Raw genomic sequence first — 20,123 nt, 5'->3', positions numbered from 1 at the left:
TGGTGTTGCGCCGACGCTAGCAGGTCAATGGATGGGATGGTTGTGAGTTGATGGTTGGGTAGGGCAATGGCAGATATACGGGTCAAAGTTGCAAAGGACAAAGCAGACTTAGTGAAGGCTTTGAAAGCCGGAGAAGGATCAACGGGGCCGTTTAACACCTATGCGGAAATAGTCACTTTTGGCGCTGCATTTGGGTTTTCAAAAGGTAAGCGGGTTCCCTTTGATCAAGCTTCTAGAAGAGACCCCGATCCAATTCCTGGCGATCAATTCAAGAATCGGGGACTAATGGATCTGATTGCTGTTGTAGCGACTAAAGATCCAAAAGTTCTTCAAAATAGTGAAGAAGCAATCCAGGCAAAAGCAAAGATCTTTGAAGAATATGCAAATGGGGGCTTTGAAATATTAGAAAAACAGCTTGTTGGCGTGACTGATACTTCACAACAGATTTTGTTGCTTGTAAAGTCTTCTACGATATCCTTTGACTCCGAAGACCTTGATATTTTAGACTTCCTCTAAATACCTGTTAGGAGTCGCGACAGCTTGAAAGCACATCACTTGCCCAGCAAGCTCGAAGTTCTTCAGTACTACTCCAACAAATTCAAAAAGATTCGAGTAGATAATTCTCGTGGCTTTGCCCCTCACAAACCAATTTTATTGTTCTCAATAATTGAAATGATTAGAAAGGGGGAAATTCCAGAAAATGAAATTTATCTCTCGCAAGAATTAAACAATAAATTTCTGAAGTACTGGAGTTATTTGGGTTCTGAGGCCCACAATCCTGATATATCAAGACCATATTTTCACATGAAAAGTGGAAAATTTTGGCATTTCATAGCTAATCCTGGATATGAGAAAGTTATAACTTCTAAGACTAAACTCAAAACCTTGGCCGAAGTTAAGAGAACTATACGATATGCATATTTTGACGAAGATTTATTTGACTTTCTGAAAGACGAAAAGTATAGAGAAAGTCTACTTTCTGTACTCGTTGGCAGATGGTTTCCAGGTCAATTGTACGAAATTATTGCCATCTCTGAAACTGACAATTTCAGAAATCCTCCTATTGCTATGGAAAAGATAGAGGCTAGACTTAAAGCAGAGATGTTCCCGTGATTTATGGATAAAGATCTAGGGTACTACGCACATAGGTTTAGAACTCTCCGGGTCAATATTAATAGGGGAGTCACACCATATCAGCCTTTACTACTTTTGTCAGTAATCGAACTAATTGGTCAGAATTATATTCAAGAAAATAAAATATACCTCACGCCAGAGCTTGTATCTCTGTTTGTAAAATATAGAAGTCAGCTTAGTCCATCTCATTATCAAGCTGACTTAGCTCAACCTTTTTTCTTTCTAAGTAGGGTCAAGAATGCATTCTGGCACTTGAAGGCGAAAGAAGGAAAAGAGGCTGTTTTAGACTCTGGTACCAGATTAAACAGCGTGCCTTTACTGCGAAGAAATATTGATTTTGCATTTCTGGATGAAGATTTATTTGACTATCTAAAATCTCCTATCTCTAAAAACGTCCTCGTTTCAACATTGGTAGAAAAATGGTTTGCAGACCAGCTCAAGAGGGTGGAAAAGCTGATTGGCGTGAATCCTTTCGATCACATATCGTATTCAGATTTTGATCCAGGGATAGAACGTCAACTGCCTTTGGCAAGTGAACTAGACGTTAATTCATATAAAAATGCTATTGAAGCTGTTAGAGACACTACTTTCAGAAAGAACATTGTTAGACTTTATGACTCTAGATGCGCTTTTTGTCATCTAAGAATAATTTCTTTGGATGAAACAAATATCGTTGATGGTGCCCATATAAAGCCTTTTTCAAAATTCAAAGATGACACTTACTCCAATGGAATTTCCCTATGCAAAAATCACCATTGGGCATTTGATCATGGGTGGTTTGGCATCGACGAAAACTATCGAATCTTGATTCGTCAGAATTGGTTGACTGAAAGTGCTAGCCAGGGCACTAAGCTAATGCGCGAATACCACGGGGAAGGAATAATATTGCCTCATGAAGATGAGTTTCTACCTGATTTAGGGGCTTTGGAATGGCATCGGCAGCATTGGAAGATTGCTTGAAATTTACACTTCATCGCCTAAATACAGATCCCTAAACGCCGCCGCCGCGTCAGGGTTAATAGACTTTAATGCTCTGACAATTTCAATAACAGTTTCAGCCGTTGGGTCGCGTTTTTCATTGACCCAGCGGTGAACATTGTTGCGTTCGACATCCATTGCAACTGAGAGGTTGTACTGGCTGATGCCGTACTCCTCCAAAACCTGCTTGAGTGCTTGTCCTGCCTTTCCCATGCGCTCATCCTGTCAGAGAATGAGTAACCTTCAAACGTCCCAGTGGTTGACAGTCTACCTAATGGTCGTTTAACATCCTCAAAACGTCCTAGTGGTTGACATTGAAATTATGCAAGCTCAAGCCTTCCTTACTACCGCTTCCCAGTCCACCGAAACCGTCAGTCTTGAACTCTCCCTCAAGCTCTACAGCTACCCTAAGCGCGATCGCGAACCCGTCAAGTTGCTGGTTATTGGCTCTAGGGAAGCGGTCAGTTCGATTGTTCACAGCCTGCATCAACACCGCTTCGCTGAAGTCTTTGAGTGGACTGACTTTCTGCCTGCTCCGAGTGAAACTAATCCTTTGCAAACTCGACCGGGTGAAGTGATGAAAGCGCTGGTCAAATACTTGCCGAAAGAGACGAAGTGATGGCCCCCGACGCTTGGGCCATCCTCCAAGACCTCAGCGACAACGACCCCCTCTACCTCGAACTCCTCGCCAAACTCCTCGACACCGAACGCAAATACCAGACCATGAGCCGCCGCACCGGCGTCTACAAAGACCTCGCAGCCTGCTTCGAGACCAGCGCCCTCCCCAGAGCCGCCGCCATCCAACAAGCCGAAACCATCCGCGAGATGAAACAAGCCCAAGGCGGGAATCGCAGCAAAAGCAAGAAGAAGGGTCAAGACAACAAGCGCAAAGCGGAGGAGCCAGACAACGACAGCATTGACGTGGCGGCTTTCCAATCCGCCTGGAGCCGCCTGAAATTTGGTCAGCCCTCTGTATCTCAATCCACCGCGTCGGAATAGAATTCCGCCGCTCATGGCCCTCGTCCTCTCAAAGAGGACTCCTGAGTCCTGGTTTCTCGTTAGGAGCCAATCGCGCGGTCAGCCAAATTATGTCAACGCTGGGCGATGAGGGAGGACAATACCAGGTTGTAATTTATGAAAAGGGTGGTTCTAATGCCATCCAGAGTTGTTGATTGGCATGGTGCTGTTTCTGATTTTCGACGTATGCGATCGCGGTATCCAGTTGGCGCTTACCCAAAGAAAATACCCCATAACCAGCCTGCCATTGAAAGCGATCGCCCCCCAAAGGAGTGACCTTATTTCGATAATTGGAACTACTGCCTTTGATTTTCTTGACAAATTCCGCAATTGCCAGTGTTGGTGGAATGGAAACCACGAGATGGACATGATTCTCAGTACCGTTAATGGCATGAACAATACAGCCCAAACTATCCGCCTTGCCAATCATGTATCCATACAGATCAGCCTCCCAACCGGGTTGAATCAGTGGCAACCGTTCTTTGGTTGCCCACACCAAATGATAATAAAGCTGCCACAACGCCATGATGCATCCCCTCAAGCGCTTTTCACATCCATAATTTGCCCGCTCTGCACGTATGGGTCGCCATTCAACCCAGAGCTGCCGCCCGGCATTGAAATGACCGGGCTCAGAGCTGCCGTTCTCTTCCGAGAACTCCGCACCGCCTGGTCCTCTTTAGAGGACATTCGCTATGAGCGGCGGAATTTGATTCCGGCGCGGCAGTGTGGGATGACCGGAATGGGTTGGAGGCGATCGTATGGGGGTTGGATAATGCGATCTCTCGGCATTGAAATGACCGGGCTGAAAGCGGCCGTGCTCGGAAGAGCGCTCCGCATCGTTGCATCCGCTTTAGCGGACATTCGCTATGAGCGGTGGAATTCTATTCCGTCGCAGCGGTCTGGCATAACCGGGATGGGTTGGGGGCGATCGTATGGGGGTTGGATAATGCGATCTCCCGGCATTGAAATGACCGGGCTGAAAGCGGCCGTGCTCGGAAGAGCACTCCGCATCGTTGCATCCGCTTTAGCGGACATTCGCTGTGAGCGGCGGAATTCTGTGCCGACGGGGCGCTGGAGGACAGCATCATGATTTTCCTTGAGCTTGTCCTTCAAAACTTCGGCCCCTACCACGGACGCCACTGTATCGATCTACGCCCTACCCCTGATCGCCCCATCATCCTCATCGGTGGCCTCAACGGTGGCGGCAAAACTACCCTCATGGATGCCCTCCGCCTCGTGCTTTATGGCCAGCGTGCCCCCATCGATCGCCGCCGCAACCTGGCCTACGCCGACTTCTTGGCCCAGTGCGTCAATACCCAGGCCGCACCTGATGCCGAAGCCGCGATCGAACTCGAATTTGAGCGAGTCCTCTACATCAGCGGCATCGAAAAACTCGGTAAAATCCGTGTCATTCGTACCTGGCAACGGGGCACCAAAGACGACCTCACCATTGAACTCGACGGCTGGCCCAACGAAATCCTGACCCAAAACTGGGATGAGCAGGTCGAAGACTGGCTCCCCGTCGGCCTCTCCAACCTGTTCCTGTTTGATGGCGAACAAGTCAAAGAACTCGCCGAACAAGACACCCCACCCCCCAACGTCATCAACGCCATCCGCTCTGTATTAGGGCTAGAACTCGTCGATCGCCTGGCCCAGGATCTGACCGTCCTCGTCAGCCGCAAAAAGGCTGAACTCGGCGACGAGGAGACTCAACAAGCCTTCCAAGCCCTCAGCCGCCAGATCGAGCAAGTCGAAATCGATCTGCAAGCAGAAGCCAACAGCCTTAAAGCCTGCCAAGATTCTCTCGACGAAGCCGAAACTGCCCTCCAAGCTGCCGAAGATCACTTCTTTGCCGGTGGCGGTCACATCACTGAACAAATCACCCCGCTCAAGGAGCAACGCAACGCCGACCACACCGAAATCGGCATCCAAACCCAAGTCCTCCAAGACCTGACTGCCTCGGCTCTGCCCCTGGCACTTGTCCAAGACCTGCTTACCCAGGCCGCTCAACAGGGTCAGCACGAACAGGCCCAGCAACAAGCCGCGATCGCCCGTGATGCTCTCACCGACCACGATCAGCGCCTGCTCGAAGTCCTCGACCAGCTCCAGCTCAAACCCACCCAAAAAAAGACTATTCAAGCCTTCCTCGACCAAGAGGCCGAAACCCTCAGCACCCACGCCAGCGGCGAAGCCTGGTTGCAAACCTCTGACGATGCCCTCACCCAGCTCAACCACATTCTGAATCACCAACTCACCGCCGAACAACAGCTCGCCCAATCCCATCTCACCCACATTCAAACCCTCAGCGATCGCATTGACGCCATTGAAAATAAGCTTGCCAAAGCCGCCTCCCCCGAAGACTATGAACGGCTCAAGTCAGAACGCGAACAGGCCCGTCTACATCTAGACGAGTGTCAGTTGACCCTAGAACTCCATCGCCGCCGCCACGTCGAACTTCAGCGCGAGCGAGAAACCCTGAGAAAACGGCTGACTGAGTACGGGGCTGAGGCGATCGCGGCCAGCAAAGATCATGTCCTGCTGACGACGGCTCCCCGCGTGCAGAAAACCCTCGTCGAATTTCGTCAACGCCTGACCAAACAGAAGTTAGGCGAATTGGAACAAGCCATCACGCAGTATTTTTTGCTGCTGCTGCACAAATCTAGCCTGGTACACCGGGTCATGGTCGATGCGGATACCTTCCGCCTCGACCTCTACGACACTGAAGGGGAACCCCTACCCATCCAGCGCCTTTCTGCCGGGGAAAAGCAACTCCTGGCGATCGCCTTCCTGTGGGGTCTCGCTAATGTTTCCGGTCGGCAACTTCCGGTCGCGATCGATACCCCCCTCGGTCGCCTCGACTCCAAGCATCGCCATCTGATTGTCGATCAATACTTTCCCCAAGCGAGCCACCAGGTCATCCTTCTCTCCACTGATACGGAAATTCGGGATGAAGAGGTTAAACGACTTAAGGAACAAGGGGCGATCGCAAAAGAATACTTACTTGACTATGATCCCCAATCCAGACAAACCGAAGTTAAGGAGGGCTACTTCTGGTAATGCAACCCCCAGTTGATCGCATCAAACTCTCCCAAGCCGCCAAAGACCAGCTCATCAAGCTCAAGCGCGTCACCAAAATTCCTACCTATAACGTGCTGTGTCGCTGGGCACTCTGCCGCTCCCTAGCCGAGCCCTCCATCCCATCCCCCGTCCCCATCCCCGCCGACAGTAACCTAGAGATGACCTGGCAAGTATTTGGGGGAGCGATCGCCGATCAACTCCTGATCGCCCTTAAACAGCGCTGCCACAACGACAACCTCGGCACCGATCCCGAAACCCTGGCGACCCAACTCCGCCTCCACCTTCATCGCGGCATCGGCTACCTAGCAGGCGATCCAAACCTCAAAAGCATCGACGATCTCTGTAAGCTAGCTCTTCTGAAATGATGCTAACGATTGTTAAACAGTAGAGGCTGTACACTCCCATCGGGCAAGATATCTGGCAGCCACTCATCGCCCCGATGCTCCGTCCCGTCCCACTTCTCCGGCCAAGTCTTGGCTGCGATCAGTTCCCGAATGCGGGCCAGTTCTTCGTCATTAATCAAACTCACCGTCGGCTGACCACATTTCTCTGCTGCTTCATTCACCTCATCTTGAATGCGCAGAATTTCGCCCAGCATCCATTCCCGCGTTTCCAACGTCAGCGGGCCTAGCCGCCCCTGCTTCTTCGCCAACGTGCCGTCCTTCCGCACTTCCCCATGTTTCCGCAATCGGTACTGGGGCCTCTTCACCTCCCAGTACAGCGGACGTAGTTGTCGAAGGGGAGCCAGATAAGCCCACTTGGGATTCATCAACACCCGCTCCAAAGCCGAATCTTCCTGCACTAACGGACAGCCAATACAGCCCGTTCGCGCATTCATCGGCTCCGTCTCGCCCAACTCATCCTGCGGGTTGTGACCGTACACCTCAGCAATGTCAAACGTGGGATAACCTAGCTCCACATCGGCCTGCACCAGCCAGTCCCACACATGGCACACCCGCCAGTGCAGCAACGGCGCGAGCGTATCCGCCACCGCATTCGACGACGTTTGCTGAAACCAGCCCTGCCCACACTCGCCGCCGTCCTTCGTACAGCTCATCGCAATCCGCTGGTCACGGGCCGCACTTTCGCCAATCCGCACCCCCGTCAGCATCAAGAACTTCTCGCCCCGTTCCGCTCGCAGGGCATCCAGTTCCCGCTCCATGCTCATCACCTTCAGCTTCGGCGTACACCAGCGAAAGACATTCGATGGCGGCGGCACCCCCCGCCCGAGCATATAGACGAAATAGCGATGATCCAATTGAGGCAGCACAACCCTGGTGTCAAATCCCCGATCGCGCAAATTCTCCATCAGCGCCATTGCCGCATTGTGCAACGGCGGCAACTCCTGGCGCGTATCGGCATACAACACCGTCACACTCTCCGGTCGGGGAATGTCACCCTTCTCAATTAAATCGGCAACTAACGTAACGGTTGCTGAAGAATCCTTACCACCAGAGAAAGCGATCGCCCAATGCTTATACAAAGATCCATAGTGGCGCAACGACTCCGCCGACAGCTCAATGCTGCGCTCTAGCGAGAGGCGATCGTTCTCAAACAGGCTGAGCGTTCTCATTCAGACTCGGGGGACTACAGCAGATAGAGCTTAGGTAGCGCTATTCTAGCGGCAAAACACTATCCCTAGTCACTTCTTATTGAAGGAAGCCAATACAGCTGAGTGGGTCTCCAGCAAGTTCCGTACAAGTGGACTGCACATGAGCAAGGGTTTGAATGTCAGGCAAGCGCTAACCACCAGCGAGCGATCGCCGGTCGATATCATGCAGCTTTGCCAGCAGAGCCAGATTGGGAAGTGCTTACCCAACGCCTTCTATATTCATCACTCGGCGCTGCCCTATCTGGATGAATGCCTCTTTCACCAAGAGCAGGCAGCCCGACGCCTGATCGATGCCGAACTATCCTTCACCCTGATCAAGTTCCACTTCGACCAGCCCAAGCTTTCCTACCTCTACTATCCAGACTTCGACCAGGAACCCCATCCCCTACTACACACCAGCAACGTCGTCGATTGGCAAGCTGGCACCGTTGAGACTCGCGACTACAGCGACACCCCGAACCCTCCACTCCTCCACCGCAAAGAGACCTTTCTCGCCCCTGACCATCCTTCCTACAGCCGCTTTGCCCACCTGACCCAACAGCAAGTGGCGATGGGGCTACTCGACAACTCCCGAGAAATCGGCACCCTCCTCAACTGGGAAAAGCGCCTGACCCAGCAGGGTTTGGAAATCCACAACCATGCACTGGCCTGTCCCCTAAAGGCTGCACAAAAAGCCAAGCCTAAGATTCAAAGACATAGAGCCGCGATCGCCCGCGCCAGCGCCTCCAAACCTGTCCGTCTTGCTGTTGAAGCTGGACTCTTCCCACCCGATACCACCTACTTCGACTACGGCTGCGGTCACGGTGCCGACATTGAGTACATCAAGCGGTTGGGGCTCACCAGCGCGGGTTGGGATCCTTACTACCGCCCCGATGAAGCCCATATATCTGCCGATGTGGTAAATCTCGGCTACGTCATCAACGTCATTGAAGACACCGCTGAGCGCCGGGAAGCCCTCATCAATGCCTGGAGCCTGGCTCAGAAGGTATTGATTGTCGCCGCTCAAGTGTTGATCAGCGATCGCACTCGCGGCGTCATTGCCTATAGCGACGGCATCATCACCAGCCGCAATACCTTTCAGAAGTACTACGAGCAGGAAGAACTCAAAGCCTACATCGACCAGGTTTTGGGTGTTGATGCCATTCCCGTTGCCCTTGGCATCTACTTCGTCTTTCGGGATGAAGCCCAGGCCGAAGTTTTTCGCGCCTCCCGCTTCCGCTCCCGTGCTACCGCTCCCCGCATCCGCCTCAAGGTCAACAAGTTTGAGGAATACCGCGAGCTGCTGCAACCGCTGATGGACTTCTACACTGATCGCGGTCGCCTCCCGGCGGTGGAAGAACTCGACCAGGGTGCCCTAGGGCCGCTTCAGTCGGAGTTTGGTAGCATCAAGCGAGCGTTTAAGATCATCCTGCAAGCCACCGATGCCGGAGAATGGGATGCCATCTCCGACAAACGCCGCAATGATCTGCTGGTGTACCTGGCCCTCAGCCACTTCGGCAAACGCCCCAAATTTAAAGACCTCTCACCCACCATCTGCACCGACATCAAAGCCCTCTTCGGCAGCTATCAGCAAGCCTGTACTGCCGCTGACCTGATGCTGATGAGCTTAGGGCGCACAGAGCTGATTGAAGAACGATGCCGTCAAAGTGCGTTGGTCGGAGACAGGTCCGGTAGGACCATCGGTCAGCAGCGCCCCAATTCCCTTTGGGTGCATGTCACTGTCCTGGATCAACTTGATCCCCTGCTGCGCCTCTACGAAGGCTGCGCCTCCCGTACCATCGGACGTCCCGAAGAAGCCACAGTCGTGAAGTTCCATGTCCAGAAGCCCCAGATCACCTATCTGTTCTATCCCGACTTTGACCAGGAGCCGCACCCGGCACTGCATACCAGCATGGCGATCGACCTCCGCGATCTGCACGTCCGCTACCGCGACTACGACCCGGACAATCCGCCCCTGCTGCACCAAAAGGATCAGCTCGTGACCGATGACTATCCGGGCTATGCCAAGTTTGCCAAGCTCAGCCAGCAAGAGCGAAAATGGGGCTTGCTGGAAGACCCCAAGACTATCTTTGACCGTCGCGGTTGGGAGCAGTGCTTAGCCGAGCGTGGAGCAGAATTGCGAGGCCATCGAGTAGTCTGGCGTAAAGATGCCACTAAGTACCAGAAGCAGGCAGGGCGGTTGTCTTAGCCAGCGTAGTAAAGCAAATCAGACCGCTTCGAGACGTGCTTGCCAATGCTCAACTCCCCTTCGAGTGGGCGTACCCTTATCAGTAAATGCCCAAATATCGCGCTTATGCTGTGGTCCATAGCTGATGTGAATCGGGCACTCCGCCCCATAAAAATACAGCGAGTCAAACGGCAAACCCTGCACCACAATCCACTCCACCAACTCATCACTCGGCAAATCCACAATCCTAAAATCGCACGCTGCCCCTAACCGTGAGCAGTAGTACTTCCCGTTCCGATTCACTTCATGGGCCATGTGCTGATCCAGATTCGGGCTCACTCGGCCATTTTTCCTCCCCGTCACTGGATCCTCCTTCGCCAGCCACTGCTTCAAATCCGCTGAGCAAAACCCATAGGTGAGTTGAAAACGCTCTCGTCCAAACGCATCAATCACCGGATCAATGATGTGCTTGCACAAGGCTTCTAGCGCCTGAATGGTCTCCTTCCAGTTTTTCGGATAGGGATCAATCTGGTTAGCATACTTGCAATAAGTCTGTGTACAGGTGCAAAACTCTTCTAGCGTTAGATATCGCCCTATCAGCCTGTTTCGCATATCAGATTTTTTTGTCCTAGCATCCCTTGCCAAAGCTTTGCCAATTGGCAATATCTACAAAACGGTTTTGCGCCGCTCAGGATGGTACATAGTTCTGAGGGTGAGGAGATAGCTGGGCTCAGTCGCTACAGTCACCCAAATATGATGAGCGATCGCTAGCCGTTGCTTATGCCCCTCGCTGGGTACCCGGCGATGTTCCCCTTGAGAAAACCAGTGGTTAACAGTCGTCAACGAACAATCACAAATGAATGCCAGTTCTTCCCGCGTAACATTCCAACTATTGAGAAAGGCTTCTAACTCCATCCGGTGGCTTGCCTGTAACCAGCACAACAACGCTTATCAGTCTTACCGAGAAGTATTCAGAGCACAATACAGAAGCAAGTGTACTTGCCATTATGGCAAGTTTAGAGGTAGAGTGAATCCCAGTTGTTTCAGATGGAAACTCGGGAAATGAGTCAGCCTAATCTTCCCGCATATATGAAAACCATCATGTGCTGTCTGTGCGCTAGCCCCGAGACACGGCGTTACTTCTGGGAAACGATTGTCAGCTATACGCTGTTGGTTAATGAGCTCCTGGAAGCCGTCCCTAACCGTCCCGAATTTCCACAGTGGCAACGCAGAGGAACGATTGACCGCGAAGCTGTTCGTATCGTGTTGAAGCCTCTCAAGACCAAGCCTGATTATGCAGGGTTGCCCAAGCGTTTTTTGACTTCTGCAGAATTAATCGTTTGCTACGTCTACAAGTCCTGGTTAGCACTACAAAAGAGACGCCAGTGGCAACTAGAGGGAAAGCGTCGATGGTTAGCAGCGATTGAAGGTGACCTCAAATCGATCTTGTCTAGTGACTTGAGCCTTGAAACGGTGCAAGCTACGGCTCGGCAAATTCTCGAACAGGCTGAGCAAGATTTAGAACCTCCGCCATCCGAAATAACTAAAAAAGGCAAGAAATCAAAACAACATACAGCATTTCTCACTCTAGTGAGGTGCAGTAGCAGCAATTTGTAAACCAGTTTTTAATGTCTGTCAAAGAAACTTCCTNNNAGAGTAAGCTTTCATCCCTGTCTCTTAGCAAATTCCAAAACATACTAAGTGTATCTCACGAGACTGGAAAAGGCTGTAAGAAGCCGAAATCACTATTAAAGTACCTGCTCGACCGCTACGAAGAAACGACTCAGGAGTTGGAACGTCGAGCGATTTGCCATCTTCTACGCCATGATTTAAAGGTTATTGAGGAAGAAGATACTCCTGACACTATTCAACACGTCATTGACAGAAAACGGATTGAAATTGAACGTCTGACTGAGCAACTACAGAGCCGTTTGCCGAAGGGGCGTGATCCGAACCATGAGCGGTTTGTGGAAAAGTTGGAAATAGCCGTTGCCCTGCCAGACTGTTCCCCTGAACATTGGGACCCCGAAGAGTTTGACGAATGGCGTATCCAAAAACAGATTTCTGAGCTAAATACGCTGCCTTATCCAATCTTGTTTGGAAGCGCTAGTGATCTCTATTGGGATATTCTGGACAACACGACCTCTGCTACAACCGTATCTGCCCAGAAAAAGTCACGCAAATCAAAGCGTCCTAATGAACGGCTGCAGGTTCGTTTTAAGGGACTTGACGAGCACAAGTTAAGGATTCAATGCGATCGACGACAGTTAAAGATTTTTCGTCAATTTTCGACTGATTACATTAGTAATAAGCTACTTCCCAAAGACGAGAAGTTTGGGGAGGGATTGTGCGCATTGCGCTCTGCTTGCTTAATTTGGAAGGCTGATCCTGAGGCTTCTGCGAATCGTAAGAACCGCCAGAAAGCTTCGCTGCGCAAGGACTCTCGCCTTAGGGAGTTGCTAGAGCAAAACAAAGTCTGCCTCATTGATTATCCCTGGGAGACACACCGACTTTATCTGCACTGCACTTTTGACAGTCGCCTCTTGACTCAGCAAGGGACAGAACAAGTTCGCTTGCAAAAACTTGAGGCCGCCCAAAAATCGGTTGAGAAGATCAAAGAACGACAGGCAGGTGACCCATCCATCACTTTGACGGAGAATGAGAAGGCACGCTTCAAAGCCAAACAAACCAGCATTAGCCGATTAGAAAGGAATCGCCCTCCTGAACGGCCTGAATGCCAAATCTATCAGCCAAACCCCAACATTGTTTTAGGCGTTAGTCTCAGTCGCCACGAGCCCGTAACTGTTGTCGTGTTTAATAAGGAGAAAAACCAGGTTTTAGAATGTTGCTCTACCGAATCACTCCTGAAAAGGCGAGGCATCATCTCTCCCCGTAATAAACAGAGCATCGTTAAACTTCAGCATGAACAGCAACAGCTCTTACGTCGGTGGCGACGACAGCGACATTACAACCTCTACCAGCGACCAGAGGAGCAAAAGCAGGGCGACTATCATCAGCACGATGCCGAGTCACAGTTGGGAGATTACTTAGATCGCCTGATTGCGGCCAGAGTGACTGAATTAGCAGTTCGTCGGCAAGCCATAGCGATCGTACTTCCAGGGCTGCAAAATATCCGCGAAGGCGTAGAGAGTGATATTCAGGCAAGAGCTAAAAAGAAGCATCCCCACCATAAAAAACTCCAAGCTCAGTATGCAAAGCAATATCGACGTGAGTTTCATCGTTGGAGTTTTGGACGGCTAGGACAGTACATCACCGAGGCTGCCAAACAGCAAGGGATTGTGATTTATAAAGGATGGCAGCCCAAACACGGCAACGAGCAAGAGAAGGCCATGGCCGTCATCACGAGTGCAACCACATAGCGTAGACATTTGAACCTTGAAAAGATTAATATTCTTTTGCGCGTCAGTTCTTTAGGGACTTTCGATAAGTGCAGGGTGAGTTTATTTGCTTTCCAGCCTGCTGTAGTTGTCTGCTCTCTTGTGCAGCTTGCTGCATTTCAGATGTTGGGTCGCGCCAGCATCCAAGGGGCAATGTTTCTGTAGTTAACGGTCTCGCTTTTAATTATAGGGACACAGGCGTACGTGTCATGGCAGCTACCAAAAAGCCCCGGGCAAGGGGACCCGTCACCTTTTGGCAAACCTAAGCATGGATGGTTTTCCTAGGAGGTTTGCCATTTCTGGAAACCACTGCATGGCGAGGTTTTGGGAGAAATCCAATACGATGAGCTTCTTCTGAATCCTTTTTATGACCTCCTCTTCGGAGGTTTGCCAAATTTCTGGTTAGAGAACTGGCTGTGCAAGGTTTACAGGTCGCAGGGTTTCATCCCTGCATTTCAATGCCGATGGGATGAAAGACGGCATGAACTCATCGTTAATCAATCAGAAGTTGGGTTTCATCCCTGCATTTCAATGCCGATGGGATGAAAGTTGAAAGACGAACTTCAGCTGATTCTTTTTGTGGCTGTTTCATCCCTGCATTTCAATGCCGATGGGATGGAATACCTTTGTCCAGACTAAGAGTAAGTAAGCCTTGTATAGCCATCAGACTTTGATGGAGTGAAAGGAACGTCAGCTTCCCAAAATTGGAAATTAATCCTTTAAATCTGGCTAAAATCAGGCGAGATAACATCAAAGACCTTGTTTTTTGGAATGAGATCGCCTGTAACGCCCATTCTCTCGTCGATTTTGGAAATTAATCCTTTAAATCTGGAAAAATAATTCTTTAATGGACATGCACATAATGATAAGAAGCGGGTGAACGGACTCGAACCGTCGACATTCAGCTTGGGAAGCTGACTTCAATTCTTAGTATATAAGGCTCCCAGAGAACGGTTTAGGAGTTTATACCAGTTTTATACCAGATATGGCCCGATGAAGAATGAGCGTCAGCCTTCCACACTGTGTATCATTCGAGCAAAAATCCCCCATATGCCTCTCTTAAAGGAACCAAATTGGCAGCAGGTTCAGAGTTTGATCTGGAGGATGCAGAGGACTGGAATATGGATAGCGCAACTAGGGACACATGGTCTGCTCAGCTTTGGTTGCGTAGTTCTCGAACAATTTCTTGAGCTAAATTCCGGCTCCACACTTGCTCAAAAGGACATGAAACAACCCGACGATCGCCCTCCCCTTGAAACCAAGTAAGCGCTTCCTCCAATTCAGCTACTGAGTAGGGATCTCTGATCAGCATCTTCGTAAGCAAGCTTTCTACCAGTAGCGCTTGAGCGTCATTGAGAACCAACATGGCTATACCTCATCGGTAGTTTCAGGTGTTTCCGAAGCAGACCTACGAGAACTATCGTTCTTACTGAGAATGAGCAGCGCTCGGTCGATATCGCGAACTTTGATGCCTCTGAGGGCCGTCAGGATGGTTTTGATGAGGACGACCTCATCGGAGGTGAGGGTGATCATGATTGACTCCACAAATAACAGCTCCAGATCAACCGTCATCAGATCTGAAAGCTCTGGCAATGAAAACAAAATAAGGCAATTGCCTTATAAAGGCAATATCCCTAGATTTGATTTACTAAAGCAAGGAATATAGGTAAGTCGCCTTAGAGGTCGCTGAGCGAGTGCCTAAGTCAGCCAAACCACAAATCCGGGTATACATTCCTGAAGAGACCGATCGCTTATTGAAAGCGATCTCGGGTATCAAGGACTCTTCGGTGAATGCGATCGTGAATGAAGCGATTGACTCCTGGCTGAATGAGGCAGAACAGCAGGAAATCATCCAGAAGTTCAACCTCGACCAACTCGATGAAATTGGTTAGTCGGCATCGAAAAGATAAATATTATCTGTACGGCAACTTTTGAAAGTTGGCTAAAAAGCAACTCAGCCATCAGGATGCTTCTGGCAGATCCGTCCCTTTATCAAGAGGAGGATTCAAGGATACGGCATCAGGTTGAGCTGTTGAATGAAGCGGAAGTCGCTTTGGTTTTTGCTGAGTAGAGAAATTTGATTACTGATCGCGGTTGCAGCAATCAGAGCATCAGCGATCAGAAGACCGTGGCTGAGAAAATACTCTTGCAGCAGCTGGGTGGCAATCTCGCTGCTCTGGGTAGTCAACGTCAGCACCTGAAATTGAGCCAGGAAGCGGTTGAGGGCCTGTAGTTCAGTTTTATTGCGGCACCCAACGGTTAGCTCCATGACGGTGATGCTAGAAACGGCCAAAGTGGAGGATCGGCTCTCGTTGGCGAGGCGCTCTACGGCGATCGCATCATTGTTGGCAACATCAATGAGGATGTCGGTATCGACCAGAATTTGAGCCATCTCAACTGCGCCAGTGTTGTTGCCGAATTTGCCTTACCCAGGCAGTGCTGTCTGCCATTTCGGCCCGATCGCTCCACATGCCGACGAAGGGTTCGTTTTCGAGGTTCAGAGGTTGGTGGGTTGTGGGCTCGGGTGAGGCATAACGCTGCTTCAGGAAGGCAACGAAATCTACCACGAGCTGTTGGGCTATGGCAGGCAGGGTAGAAATGTCGTCTCTCAGTTGCTCAAATTCGGGCATGATTCGTCTCCGGGGCTATGTTCTAGGCAAAATAATTTCGATAACCTATTAGCACTCTACTCACGACTGCTCTAGTCGCTACTCCTGATTCCTGGCTCCCTCGGTGGATGCGCTACGCGAGGGTCGGCGGGGGGTGGGTTGAGGAGAGTTTGGTAGGGTTGACCGCTAGCTATGGCAGTAGCCATGGCGTCGTAGATTTGGAGGATGGTGTCTTTGGTGCGGTAGTGGCCGTGGGCTTTTTCATCTTTGCGTTTGACGATGGGAAAGGTTTCCATAATGTAGTCAACGTCGTCGCGCTGGATGCCGTAGAGGTGGAAGTAGGCGGCGTCGAGTTCGCAGCGGAGTAGGAAGCGGCGGTCTTCGTCCCATTTGAAGGGTGGGCCTTCGTAGCCGCAATCTTGGGCAAAGGGTTGGAGATCCCAGGAGGTATAAGTGAGTTCTAAGACTCTATTGGCAAAAAAATCTATCAGAAAGACATCAAACTCAGCAGGTGCTACTACAGGTAGCTGATAAAGGATAAAGTAGCTTAAATGAGTACCACCTACCTTTTGGCGAGCAGCATAATCCAAAACAAAACTATTTAGTACACCACACAAAAAGGTTGCTGATTCTATCCCCGCTCCTACTTCTATGTAAGGTGTCATCTCACAACTAGCAACCTTTGGAAGGATGGCAGATATAACAGTTCTTTCGTCAGTGGAGCGAGCTATATTTCTCGCAGTAAAAAACCATCCTTTATCACAATATTCTTCTGCGATTCTTTTCCTAAAAAAGAAGTCTTTGATGTAGTGTCTAGCTGTCGACAAAAAATCTGGGTTCTCCTTTTCAAGGATAGACGTTTCTCTAGTCTTGACTTCCGAATTTTTATCGCTCTCATAAATTGAAAATCTGTGATCGAACTGGTGGATCATTTTTGCTTCAATGACAGGAATGATGCCTTCTTTGATATAGCCATCTTCTAGTTTTACGAAATTGCTGCTGTCATCTGTTGTGTTCAGAAGCCTCCAAACTTTCGGCTTGTAAAAGTTTTTGACATCTGAGGATTCGTTTAACAATACAGGGATCTTACGATAAATTGATTTGTTTATTTCAGCATCTTTTTGGAATCTAAAGGTAGGGCAAGTTAGAGTGTTCGGATTGAGGTTTAAAAAATCCTTGGTGCTAAGGGTGAAATTCTTTTCTGGATTACGTATGTCTTCCACTTGAAGGGCAAAAAATACCATTTCAGTTTCGTCCTCAGGATTCCTCACCGATCCATGAAGGGTTAACAGACAAAATTTGTAACTTCTATGTACGCCAGTAAATATCTCCTCTCTATTTTCAAAGTCGTATAGACTAATCAAAGCTGATTTTTTAATAAGATCCTGAAAAAACAGTTTAGTTGTATCATCGGTAGCAATTCCAGAAGGTACAATGCAGCCAATCCGGCCTTGTTCAGAAGCGATTTTTCTGTTTTGTTCTGAAAAAAGCGCGAAGGTATTAAATTTCCCCACTCCTGTTAAAGGATAAGATTTAGAGTTTCGGATGAATCCAATCATGGCCGCATCAAATCTTCTTTGTTGAGCCCAAGCAGATGCTAAGGAAGGGTCTACTTCTTGCAACCGCTTAATTGCTAATTTTCTTATTGCTCCTCTTAAGCTTGCAATTGCAGGATTCCTTGCTGCGAAAAACTGTAACTCTTCGGTTTGGAGCTTTTCCCAAGGAGGATTTCCTAGCACCACATCAAATCCCCCACTCCAGCCCATTTCCTGTTGATGGGCCTCTTCTTCGTGCTTCGGTACCTGAAAGATGTGAGGAAAGGCAACATGCCAATGAAAGAAATGATATTGAGCCTTCAGCTTCGCAACTTCATTCGCCAACCATTTCGGTGCATTTAGAGGATTTTGTTTTATTTTGCGAAAAACTTCTTCAGTCATCAAATACTCGAAGTCACTCACTTTCCTCATTACAAACGCTGAGCACCAGACATCCGCTCTAAATGAGGTGAATTTATATTCAGTTGACTCAAGCAGTTCTCTATGTTTCTGCTGCTTCAGATAAATGTCTGCGAGAGTATCGCCTGGTAAGTCATCCAATTCCTCCATTCGGGCTGCCATCTCTTCCAGCTGTTTCCAAGGCTGAAGTTCTGGGGCATAGACGGTGACGTCCTCTAACCACTCCCATGGACGCTGAGCAGGGTCTACTAGAGTTAACTGCTGCTTTTCACGCTCCTTCTTATTCCGTTTCCTAAATTGACTGCAAACAGACTTGTCATCCCCTTCAATCGGCTTAAACGCCTCATCTGGGATTCCTCTACCTATCAGTCTTGGTGTCGCATTGAGGAGCGAGTTTCCTTGGCGAATATGGTGTTCTATGAATGGCAGGGGTCTTCCTGGTTCAACAGCTTCCATGCAGAGAGCCACTTTGCAGAGTTCGACTGCCATGGGGTTAATGTCAACGCCATAGATGCAGTAACCAATGACATCGCGAATGGCTGTATATCTAGCTTCGGGGGCAGGTTCTTCATCCCCAGTTCTCACTGCGGCTAGTCGTTTAGCAATACGGTGGGCAGCCGCAATCAGAAAATGACCACTGCCACATGCGGGGTCGCAAACCCTTAACGCCAGGATGGCGGCTTCGGGATCTGGCTGTCGAACGGCCTCATCTAACACAGGATCTAATGCTGAATCCAGTAAGCACTGAACTAAGCTATCTGGGGTGTAATAGCTGCCGGTTGTTTTACGCTCATTCCCACCTACCGTTTTCAGCTCAAACGTTCCAGCACTGATATTGAGTTCGGGCTGTAGTTCTAGCAGAGACTCATAGACACTCCCTAATTCCTCAGACTGTAGGTTCTTATAATCAACCGCCCGTCGCCCATGCTGATCGGTGATGAAGGCTAAAGCCCTGACCGCTTTGAGTAAGTCTAAATTGGCAATCTGACAGACTTCTAGATCACTGGTTGCTTCTTCTGACCATAGAAATCCATTCAGAGCGGGTAGAGCTAGCTCAGGGCAACCAGACCGGCTGCTAAGCTTCTCCATTACCAGACGCAGACCATGGAACAGGTCGCTGTGGCGGGTGCCCCGACGCTTTTCTGCCAGGGTGCGCAGGCGAGCAGTGGAGTAATAGAGGGTGTAGCGATCCTTCGCGGCAGGTTCCGCGTTGGGGTCGAGCAGTAGTTCCCGGTCCTCGGCAACGAACAGAAACAGCAGGCGATAGACCAGCCGCAGTAGTTGGCGGTAGTAGTCCTGGGTGGGCAGCTCGCCAGACTGGAGCTTGTGCCGCAGGGTACGGTTAGCCGAGTGGGTCAAAAAGCCCTGGCCCAGGGATGCGATCGCGGCTTCCACCCCATCCCGTAGAGCATCCAAAGCTCGCTTGCCTTGGTCGTCAGCCGTTTTCGACCAGACCTCCAGCCAGCACTGTTCCGGCTTTTCCGCTTCTACCCGCGACTGGTGACACAGCAGCCACAGCAGCACAAAATCGGCATAGACTTCCCCGGCCATCATGGCTTCCAGGTCAAACTCTACATAAGCCTGGCGAGTGAGGCTGGCATTGTCCCGCAGAATTCGCAGCCGTCGCCCATTGGAAACAAACGCCCAAAGGTGATCATCCGAGCGGTTCAAAAACTCCTGCACCAGACTGTGGGGGCTGCTGCGGGCGGCTCCGGCAACGCCAGCGGTGCGCTTATCCAGATCTACCCGGTAGCCCACCAGATGAATTGGCGTGTTTTGCCAGAGGTGGGAGATGGGGTAAGCCTTGCCCTCAATCTCAATGGCGCGGGTGGTGGTTAGCCGTCCGTAGCCCAGCTCCTGGAAAAGCGGCAAAAGGATGCGATCGCGGGTCACTTTGGTCGCCGCGTCTGACTCAGGCAGCCTTTCCAACGCCCCTTGAAAGCTAGCCCAGGCCCCACGCAAACGACTCCAGGAACGGTTGATGGCTTCGTTGAGCTTCTCCCCTTCTAGCAGGTGATAGGCAGCCGGAGTCAGGCCCTTGAGACTTTTTTCACTATCTACAACCCGCTGAAGCAGATCACTGGGAAGGATAGCCCCCTCTGAACGAACCGTCGTAAAAATATTTTTGGCGCGAACTTTCATAGCAGAGTTATTATAGGATGCGAAATCATCAGA

At 50.1% G+C, this 20,123-nt stretch carries 22 protein-coding genes; 12 read left to right on the top strand and 10 right to left on the bottom strand.

The window, feature by feature from the left end:
* The first annotated feature begins 66 nt into the window (after positions 1-66).
* The 3 genes from DYY88_RS10310 to DYY88_RS10300 are packed head-to-tail and all read left to right on the top strand — an operon-like array spanning position 67 to position 2,094.
* Positions 67-516, top strand: coding sequence for a DNA phosphorothioation-associated protein 4 (locus DYY88_RS10310; RefSeq protein ID WP_039728109.1), 450 nt, complete (start codon positions 67-69; stop codon positions 514-516).
* A 24-nt stretch (positions 517-540) separates the two neighbouring features.
* Entirely contained in the window at positions 541-1,113 is a 573-nt protein-coding gene (locus DYY88_RS10305; protein WP_130199391.1) for a hypothetical protein, read from the top strand.
* Between the two features lie 3 nt (positions 1,114-1,116).
* Entirely contained in the window at positions 1,117-2,094 is a 978-nt protein-coding gene (locus tag DYY88_RS10300; protein ID WP_039728110.1) for an HNH endonuclease, read from the top strand.
* 3 nt (positions 2,095-2,097) lie between these two features.
* On the opposite strand, the gene DYY88_RS10295 is transcribed toward DYY88_RS10300, so the two are convergent.
* On the bottom strand, positions 2,098-2,325 hold the full coding sequence (locus tag DYY88_RS10295) for a helix-turn-helix transcriptional regulator (protein WP_039728111.1): 228 nt from the start codon (positions 2,323-2,325) through the stop codon (positions 2,098-2,100).
* A gap of 109 nt (positions 2,326-2,434) precedes the next feature.
* Here DYY88_RS10295 and DYY88_RS10290 point away from each other — a divergent pair, with 109 nt between their 5' ends.
* Together DYY88_RS10290 and DYY88_RS10285 are read left to right on the top strand one after the other, a co-directional pair.
* Positions 2,435-2,731 (top strand): hypothetical protein, encoded by a 297-nt coding sequence (locus DYY88_RS10290; RefSeq protein ID WP_039730164.1) that lies wholly within the window; start codon positions 2,435-2,437, stop codon positions 2,729-2,731.
* Positions 2,731-3,111 carry a hypothetical protein gene (locus tag DYY88_RS10285; protein ID WP_039728112.1) on the top strand — a complete coding sequence of 127 codons (381 nt, stop codon included), beginning with the start codon at positions 2,731-2,733 and terminating at the stop codon, positions 3,109-3,111. The genes DYY88_RS10290 and DYY88_RS10285 overlap by 1 nt, the downstream gene beginning before the upstream one ends.
* A 133-nt stretch (positions 3,112-3,244) precedes the next feature.
* Here DYY88_RS10285 and tnpA read toward each other — a convergent pair whose 3' ends face one another.
* The gene (gene tnpA / locus DYY88_RS10280; RefSeq protein ID WP_039728113.1) at positions 3,245-3,655 is read right to left on the bottom strand and encodes an IS200/IS605 family transposase; all 411 of its coding nucleotides are present in this window, start codon (positions 3,653-3,655) and stop codon (positions 3,245-3,247) included.
* A 93-nt stretch (positions 3,656-3,748) separates the two neighbouring features.
* On the opposite strand from tnpA, the gene DYY88_RS10275 reads away from it, so the two are divergent.
* Genes DYY88_RS10275 through dndE form a run of 3 tightly spaced genes read left to right on the top strand, consistent with a single transcriptional unit; the run spans position 3,749 to position 6,572 of the window.
* Entirely contained in the window at positions 3,749-4,219 is a 471-nt protein-coding gene (locus DYY88_RS10275; RefSeq protein WP_039728114.1) for a hypothetical protein, read from the top strand.
* Entirely contained in the window at positions 4,216-6,186 is a 1,971-nt protein-coding gene (gene dndD, locus DYY88_RS10270) for a DNA sulfur modification protein DndD (protein WP_039728115.1), read from the top strand. The genes DYY88_RS10275 and dndD overlap by 4 nt, the downstream gene beginning before the upstream one ends.
* Positions 6,186-6,572 carry a DNA sulfur modification protein DndE gene (dndE, locus tag DYY88_RS10265; protein ID WP_039728116.1) on the top strand — a complete coding sequence of 129 codons (387 nt, stop codon included), beginning with the start codon at positions 6,186-6,188 and terminating at the stop codon, positions 6,570-6,572. The genes dndD and dndE overlap by 1 nt, the downstream gene beginning before the upstream one ends.
* A 2-nt stretch (positions 6,573-6,574) precedes the next feature.
* On the opposite strand, the gene DYY88_RS10260 is transcribed toward dndE, so the two are convergent.
* Complete coding sequence (locus DYY88_RS10260) at positions 6,575-7,780, bottom strand: phosphoadenosine phosphosulfate reductase domain-containing protein (RefSeq protein WP_039728117.1); 1,206 nt, start codon at positions 7,778-7,780, stop codon at positions 6,575-6,577.
* A gap of 139 nt (positions 7,781-7,919) precedes the next feature.
* On the opposite strand from DYY88_RS10260, the gene DYY88_RS10255 reads away from it, so the two are divergent.
* Positions 7,920-10,007: a DNA phosphorothioation-associated putative methyltransferase gene (locus tag DYY88_RS10255; RefSeq protein WP_052288536.1), complete on the top strand. Its 2,088-nt coding sequence runs from the start codon at positions 7,920-7,922 to the stop codon at positions 10,005-10,007.
* Positions 10,008-10,025: 18 nt separating this feature from the next.
* Here DYY88_RS10255 and DYY88_RS10250 read toward each other — a convergent pair whose 3' ends face one another.
* Both DYY88_RS10250 and DYY88_RS10245 read right to left on the bottom strand, forming a co-directional pair.
* The gene (locus tag DYY88_RS10250; protein WP_039728119.1) at positions 10,026-10,598 is read right to left on the bottom strand and encodes a hypothetical protein; all 573 of its coding nucleotides are present in this window, start codon (positions 10,596-10,598) and stop codon (positions 10,026-10,028) included.
* Between the two features lie 54 nt (positions 10,599-10,652).
* Positions 10,653-10,901 (bottom strand): hypothetical protein, encoded by a 249-nt coding sequence (locus DYY88_RS10245; RefSeq protein ID WP_039728120.1) that lies wholly within the window; start codon positions 10,899-10,901, stop codon positions 10,653-10,655.
* A 132-nt stretch (positions 10,902-11,033) separates the two neighbouring features.
* On the opposite strand from DYY88_RS10245, the gene cas12k (DYY88_RS10240) reads away from it, so the two are divergent.
* Positions 11,034-11,603 carry a type V CRISPR-associated protein Cas12k gene (gene cas12k / locus DYY88_RS10240; RefSeq protein ID WP_039728121.1) on the top strand — a complete coding sequence of 190 codons (570 nt, stop codon included), beginning with the start codon at positions 11,034-11,036 and terminating at the stop codon, positions 11,601-11,603.
* Between the two features lie 11 nt (positions 11,604-11,614).
* Positions 11,615-13,366, top strand: a complete 1,752-nt coding sequence (cas12k, locus tag DYY88_RS10235; RefSeq protein ID WP_165390112.1) for a type V CRISPR-associated protein Cas12k — start codon at positions 11,615-11,617, stop codon at positions 13,364-13,366.
* Between the two features lie 1,171 nt (positions 13,367-14,537).
* On the opposite strand, the gene DYY88_RS24480 is transcribed toward cas12k (DYY88_RS10235), so the two are convergent.
* Positions 14,538-14,750, bottom strand: coding sequence for a hypothetical protein (locus tag DYY88_RS24480; RefSeq protein ID WP_039728124.1), 213 nt, complete (start codon positions 14,748-14,750; stop codon positions 14,538-14,540).
* 2 nt (positions 14,751-14,752) lie between these two features.
* On the bottom strand, positions 14,753-14,956 hold the full coding sequence (locus tag DYY88_RS10225; protein ID WP_039728125.1) for a hypothetical protein: 204 nt from the start codon (positions 14,954-14,956) through the stop codon (positions 14,753-14,755).
* Positions 14,957-15,078: 122 nt separating this feature from the next.
* Between DYY88_RS10225 and DYY88_RS10220 the strand changes: the two genes are divergently transcribed.
* Positions 15,079-15,276 (top strand): ribbon-helix-helix domain-containing protein, encoded by a 198-nt coding sequence (locus DYY88_RS10220; RefSeq protein WP_039728126.1) that lies wholly within the window; start codon positions 15,079-15,081, stop codon positions 15,274-15,276.
* Positions 15,277-15,389: 113 nt separating this feature from the next.
* On the opposite strand, the gene DYY88_RS10215 is transcribed toward DYY88_RS10220, so the two are convergent.
* The 3 genes from DYY88_RS10215 to DYY88_RS10205 form a co-directional block, all read right to left on the bottom strand.
* Entirely contained in the window at positions 15,390-15,776 is a 387-nt protein-coding gene (locus DYY88_RS10215) for a type II toxin-antitoxin system VapC family toxin (protein ID WP_039728127.1), read from the bottom strand.
* 1 nt (position 15,777) lies between these two features.
* Entirely contained in the window at positions 15,778-16,014 is a 237-nt protein-coding gene (locus DYY88_RS10210) for a DUF2281 domain-containing protein (RefSeq protein ID WP_039728128.1), read from the bottom strand.
* Positions 16,015-16,085: 71 nt separating this feature from the next.
* Positions 16,086-20,090, bottom strand: a complete 4,005-nt coding sequence (locus tag DYY88_RS10205) for an Eco57I restriction-modification methylase domain-containing protein (RefSeq protein ID WP_039728129.1) — start codon at positions 20,088-20,090, stop codon at positions 16,086-16,088.
* Between the last annotated feature and the right edge of the window lie 33 nt (positions 20,091-20,123).

It is taken from the genome of Leptolyngbya iicbica LK, assembly GCF_004212215.1.
Lineage (GTDB): Bacteria > Cyanobacteriota > Cyanobacteriia > Phormidesmidales > Phormidesmidaceae > Halomicronema > Halomicronema iicbica.
The sequence above is the reverse complement of the archived record's forward strand: the minus strand, read 5'-3'. Positions and strand labels throughout refer to the sequence as shown.

Bases quoted from the DNA above. Each gene is read 5' to 3' on its own strand.
- DYY88_RS10310 (WP_039728109.1), top strand. From the start codon at position 67: ATGGCAGATATACGGGTCAAAGTTGCAAAGGACAAAGCAGACTTAGTG.
- DYY88_RS10300 (WP_039728110.1), top strand. From the start codon at position 1,117: ATGGATAAAGATCTAGGGTACTACGCACATAGGTTTAGAACTCTCCGG.
- DYY88_RS10295 (WP_039728111.1), bottom strand. From the start codon at position 2,325: ATGGGAAAGGCAGGACAAGCACTCAAGCAGGTTTTGGAGGAGTACGGC.
- DYY88_RS10290 (WP_039730164.1), top strand. From the start codon at position 2,435: ATGCAAGCTCAAGCCTTCCTTACTACCGCTTCCCAGTCCACCGAAACC.
- DYY88_RS10285 (WP_039728112.1), top strand. From the start codon at position 2,731: ATGGCCCCCGACGCTTGGGCCATCCTCCAAGACCTCAGCGACAACGAC.
- tnpA (WP_039728113.1), bottom strand. From the start codon at position 3,655: ATGGCGTTGTGGCAGCTTTATTATCATTTGGTGTGGGCAACCAAAGAA.
- DYY88_RS10275 (WP_039728114.1), top strand. From the start codon at position 3,749: ATGACCGGGCTCAGAGCTGCCGTTCTCTTCCGAGAACTCCGCACCGCC.
- dndD (WP_039728115.1), top strand. From the start codon at position 4,216: ATGATTTTCCTTGAGCTTGTCCTTCAAAACTTCGGCCCCTACCACGGA.
- dndE (WP_039728116.1), top strand. From the start codon at position 6,186: ATGCAACCCCCAGTTGATCGCATCAAACTCTCCCAAGCCGCCAAAGAC.
- DYY88_RS10260 (WP_039728117.1), bottom strand. From the start codon at position 7,780: ATGAGAACGCTCAGCCTGTTTGAGAACGATCGCCTCTCGCTAGAGCGC.
- DYY88_RS10255 (WP_052288536.1), top strand. From the start codon at position 7,920: ATGAGCAAGGGTTTGAATGTCAGGCAAGCGCTAACCACCAGCGAGCGA.
- DYY88_RS10250 (WP_039728119.1), bottom strand. From the start codon at position 10,598: ATGCGAAACAGGCTGATAGGGCGATATCTAACGCTAGAAGAGTTTTGC.
- DYY88_RS10245 (WP_039728120.1), bottom strand. From the start codon at position 10,901: ATGGAGTTAGAAGCCTTTCTCAATAGTTGGAATGTTACGCGGGAAGAA.
- cas12k (WP_039728121.1), top strand. From the start codon at position 11,034: ATGGAAACTCGGGAAATGAGTCAGCCTAATCTTCCCGCATATATGAAA.
- DYY88_RS24480 (WP_039728124.1), bottom strand. From the start codon at position 14,750: ATGTTGGTTCTCAATGACGCTCAAGCGCTACTGGTAGAAAGCTTGCTT.
- DYY88_RS10225 (WP_039728125.1), bottom strand. From the start codon at position 14,956: ATGACGGTTGATCTGGAGCTGTTATTTGTGGAGTCAATCATGATCACC.
- DYY88_RS10215 (WP_039728127.1), bottom strand. From the start codon at position 15,776: ATGGCTCAAATTCTGGTCGATACCGACATCCTCATTGATGTTGCCAAC.
- DYY88_RS10210 (WP_039728128.1), bottom strand. From the start codon at position 16,014: ATGCCCGAATTTGAGCAACTGAGAGACGACATTTCTACCCTGCCTGCC.
- DYY88_RS10205 (WP_039728129.1), bottom strand. From the start codon at position 20,090: ATGAAAGTTCGCGCCAAAAATATTTTTACGACGGTTCGTTCAGAGGGG.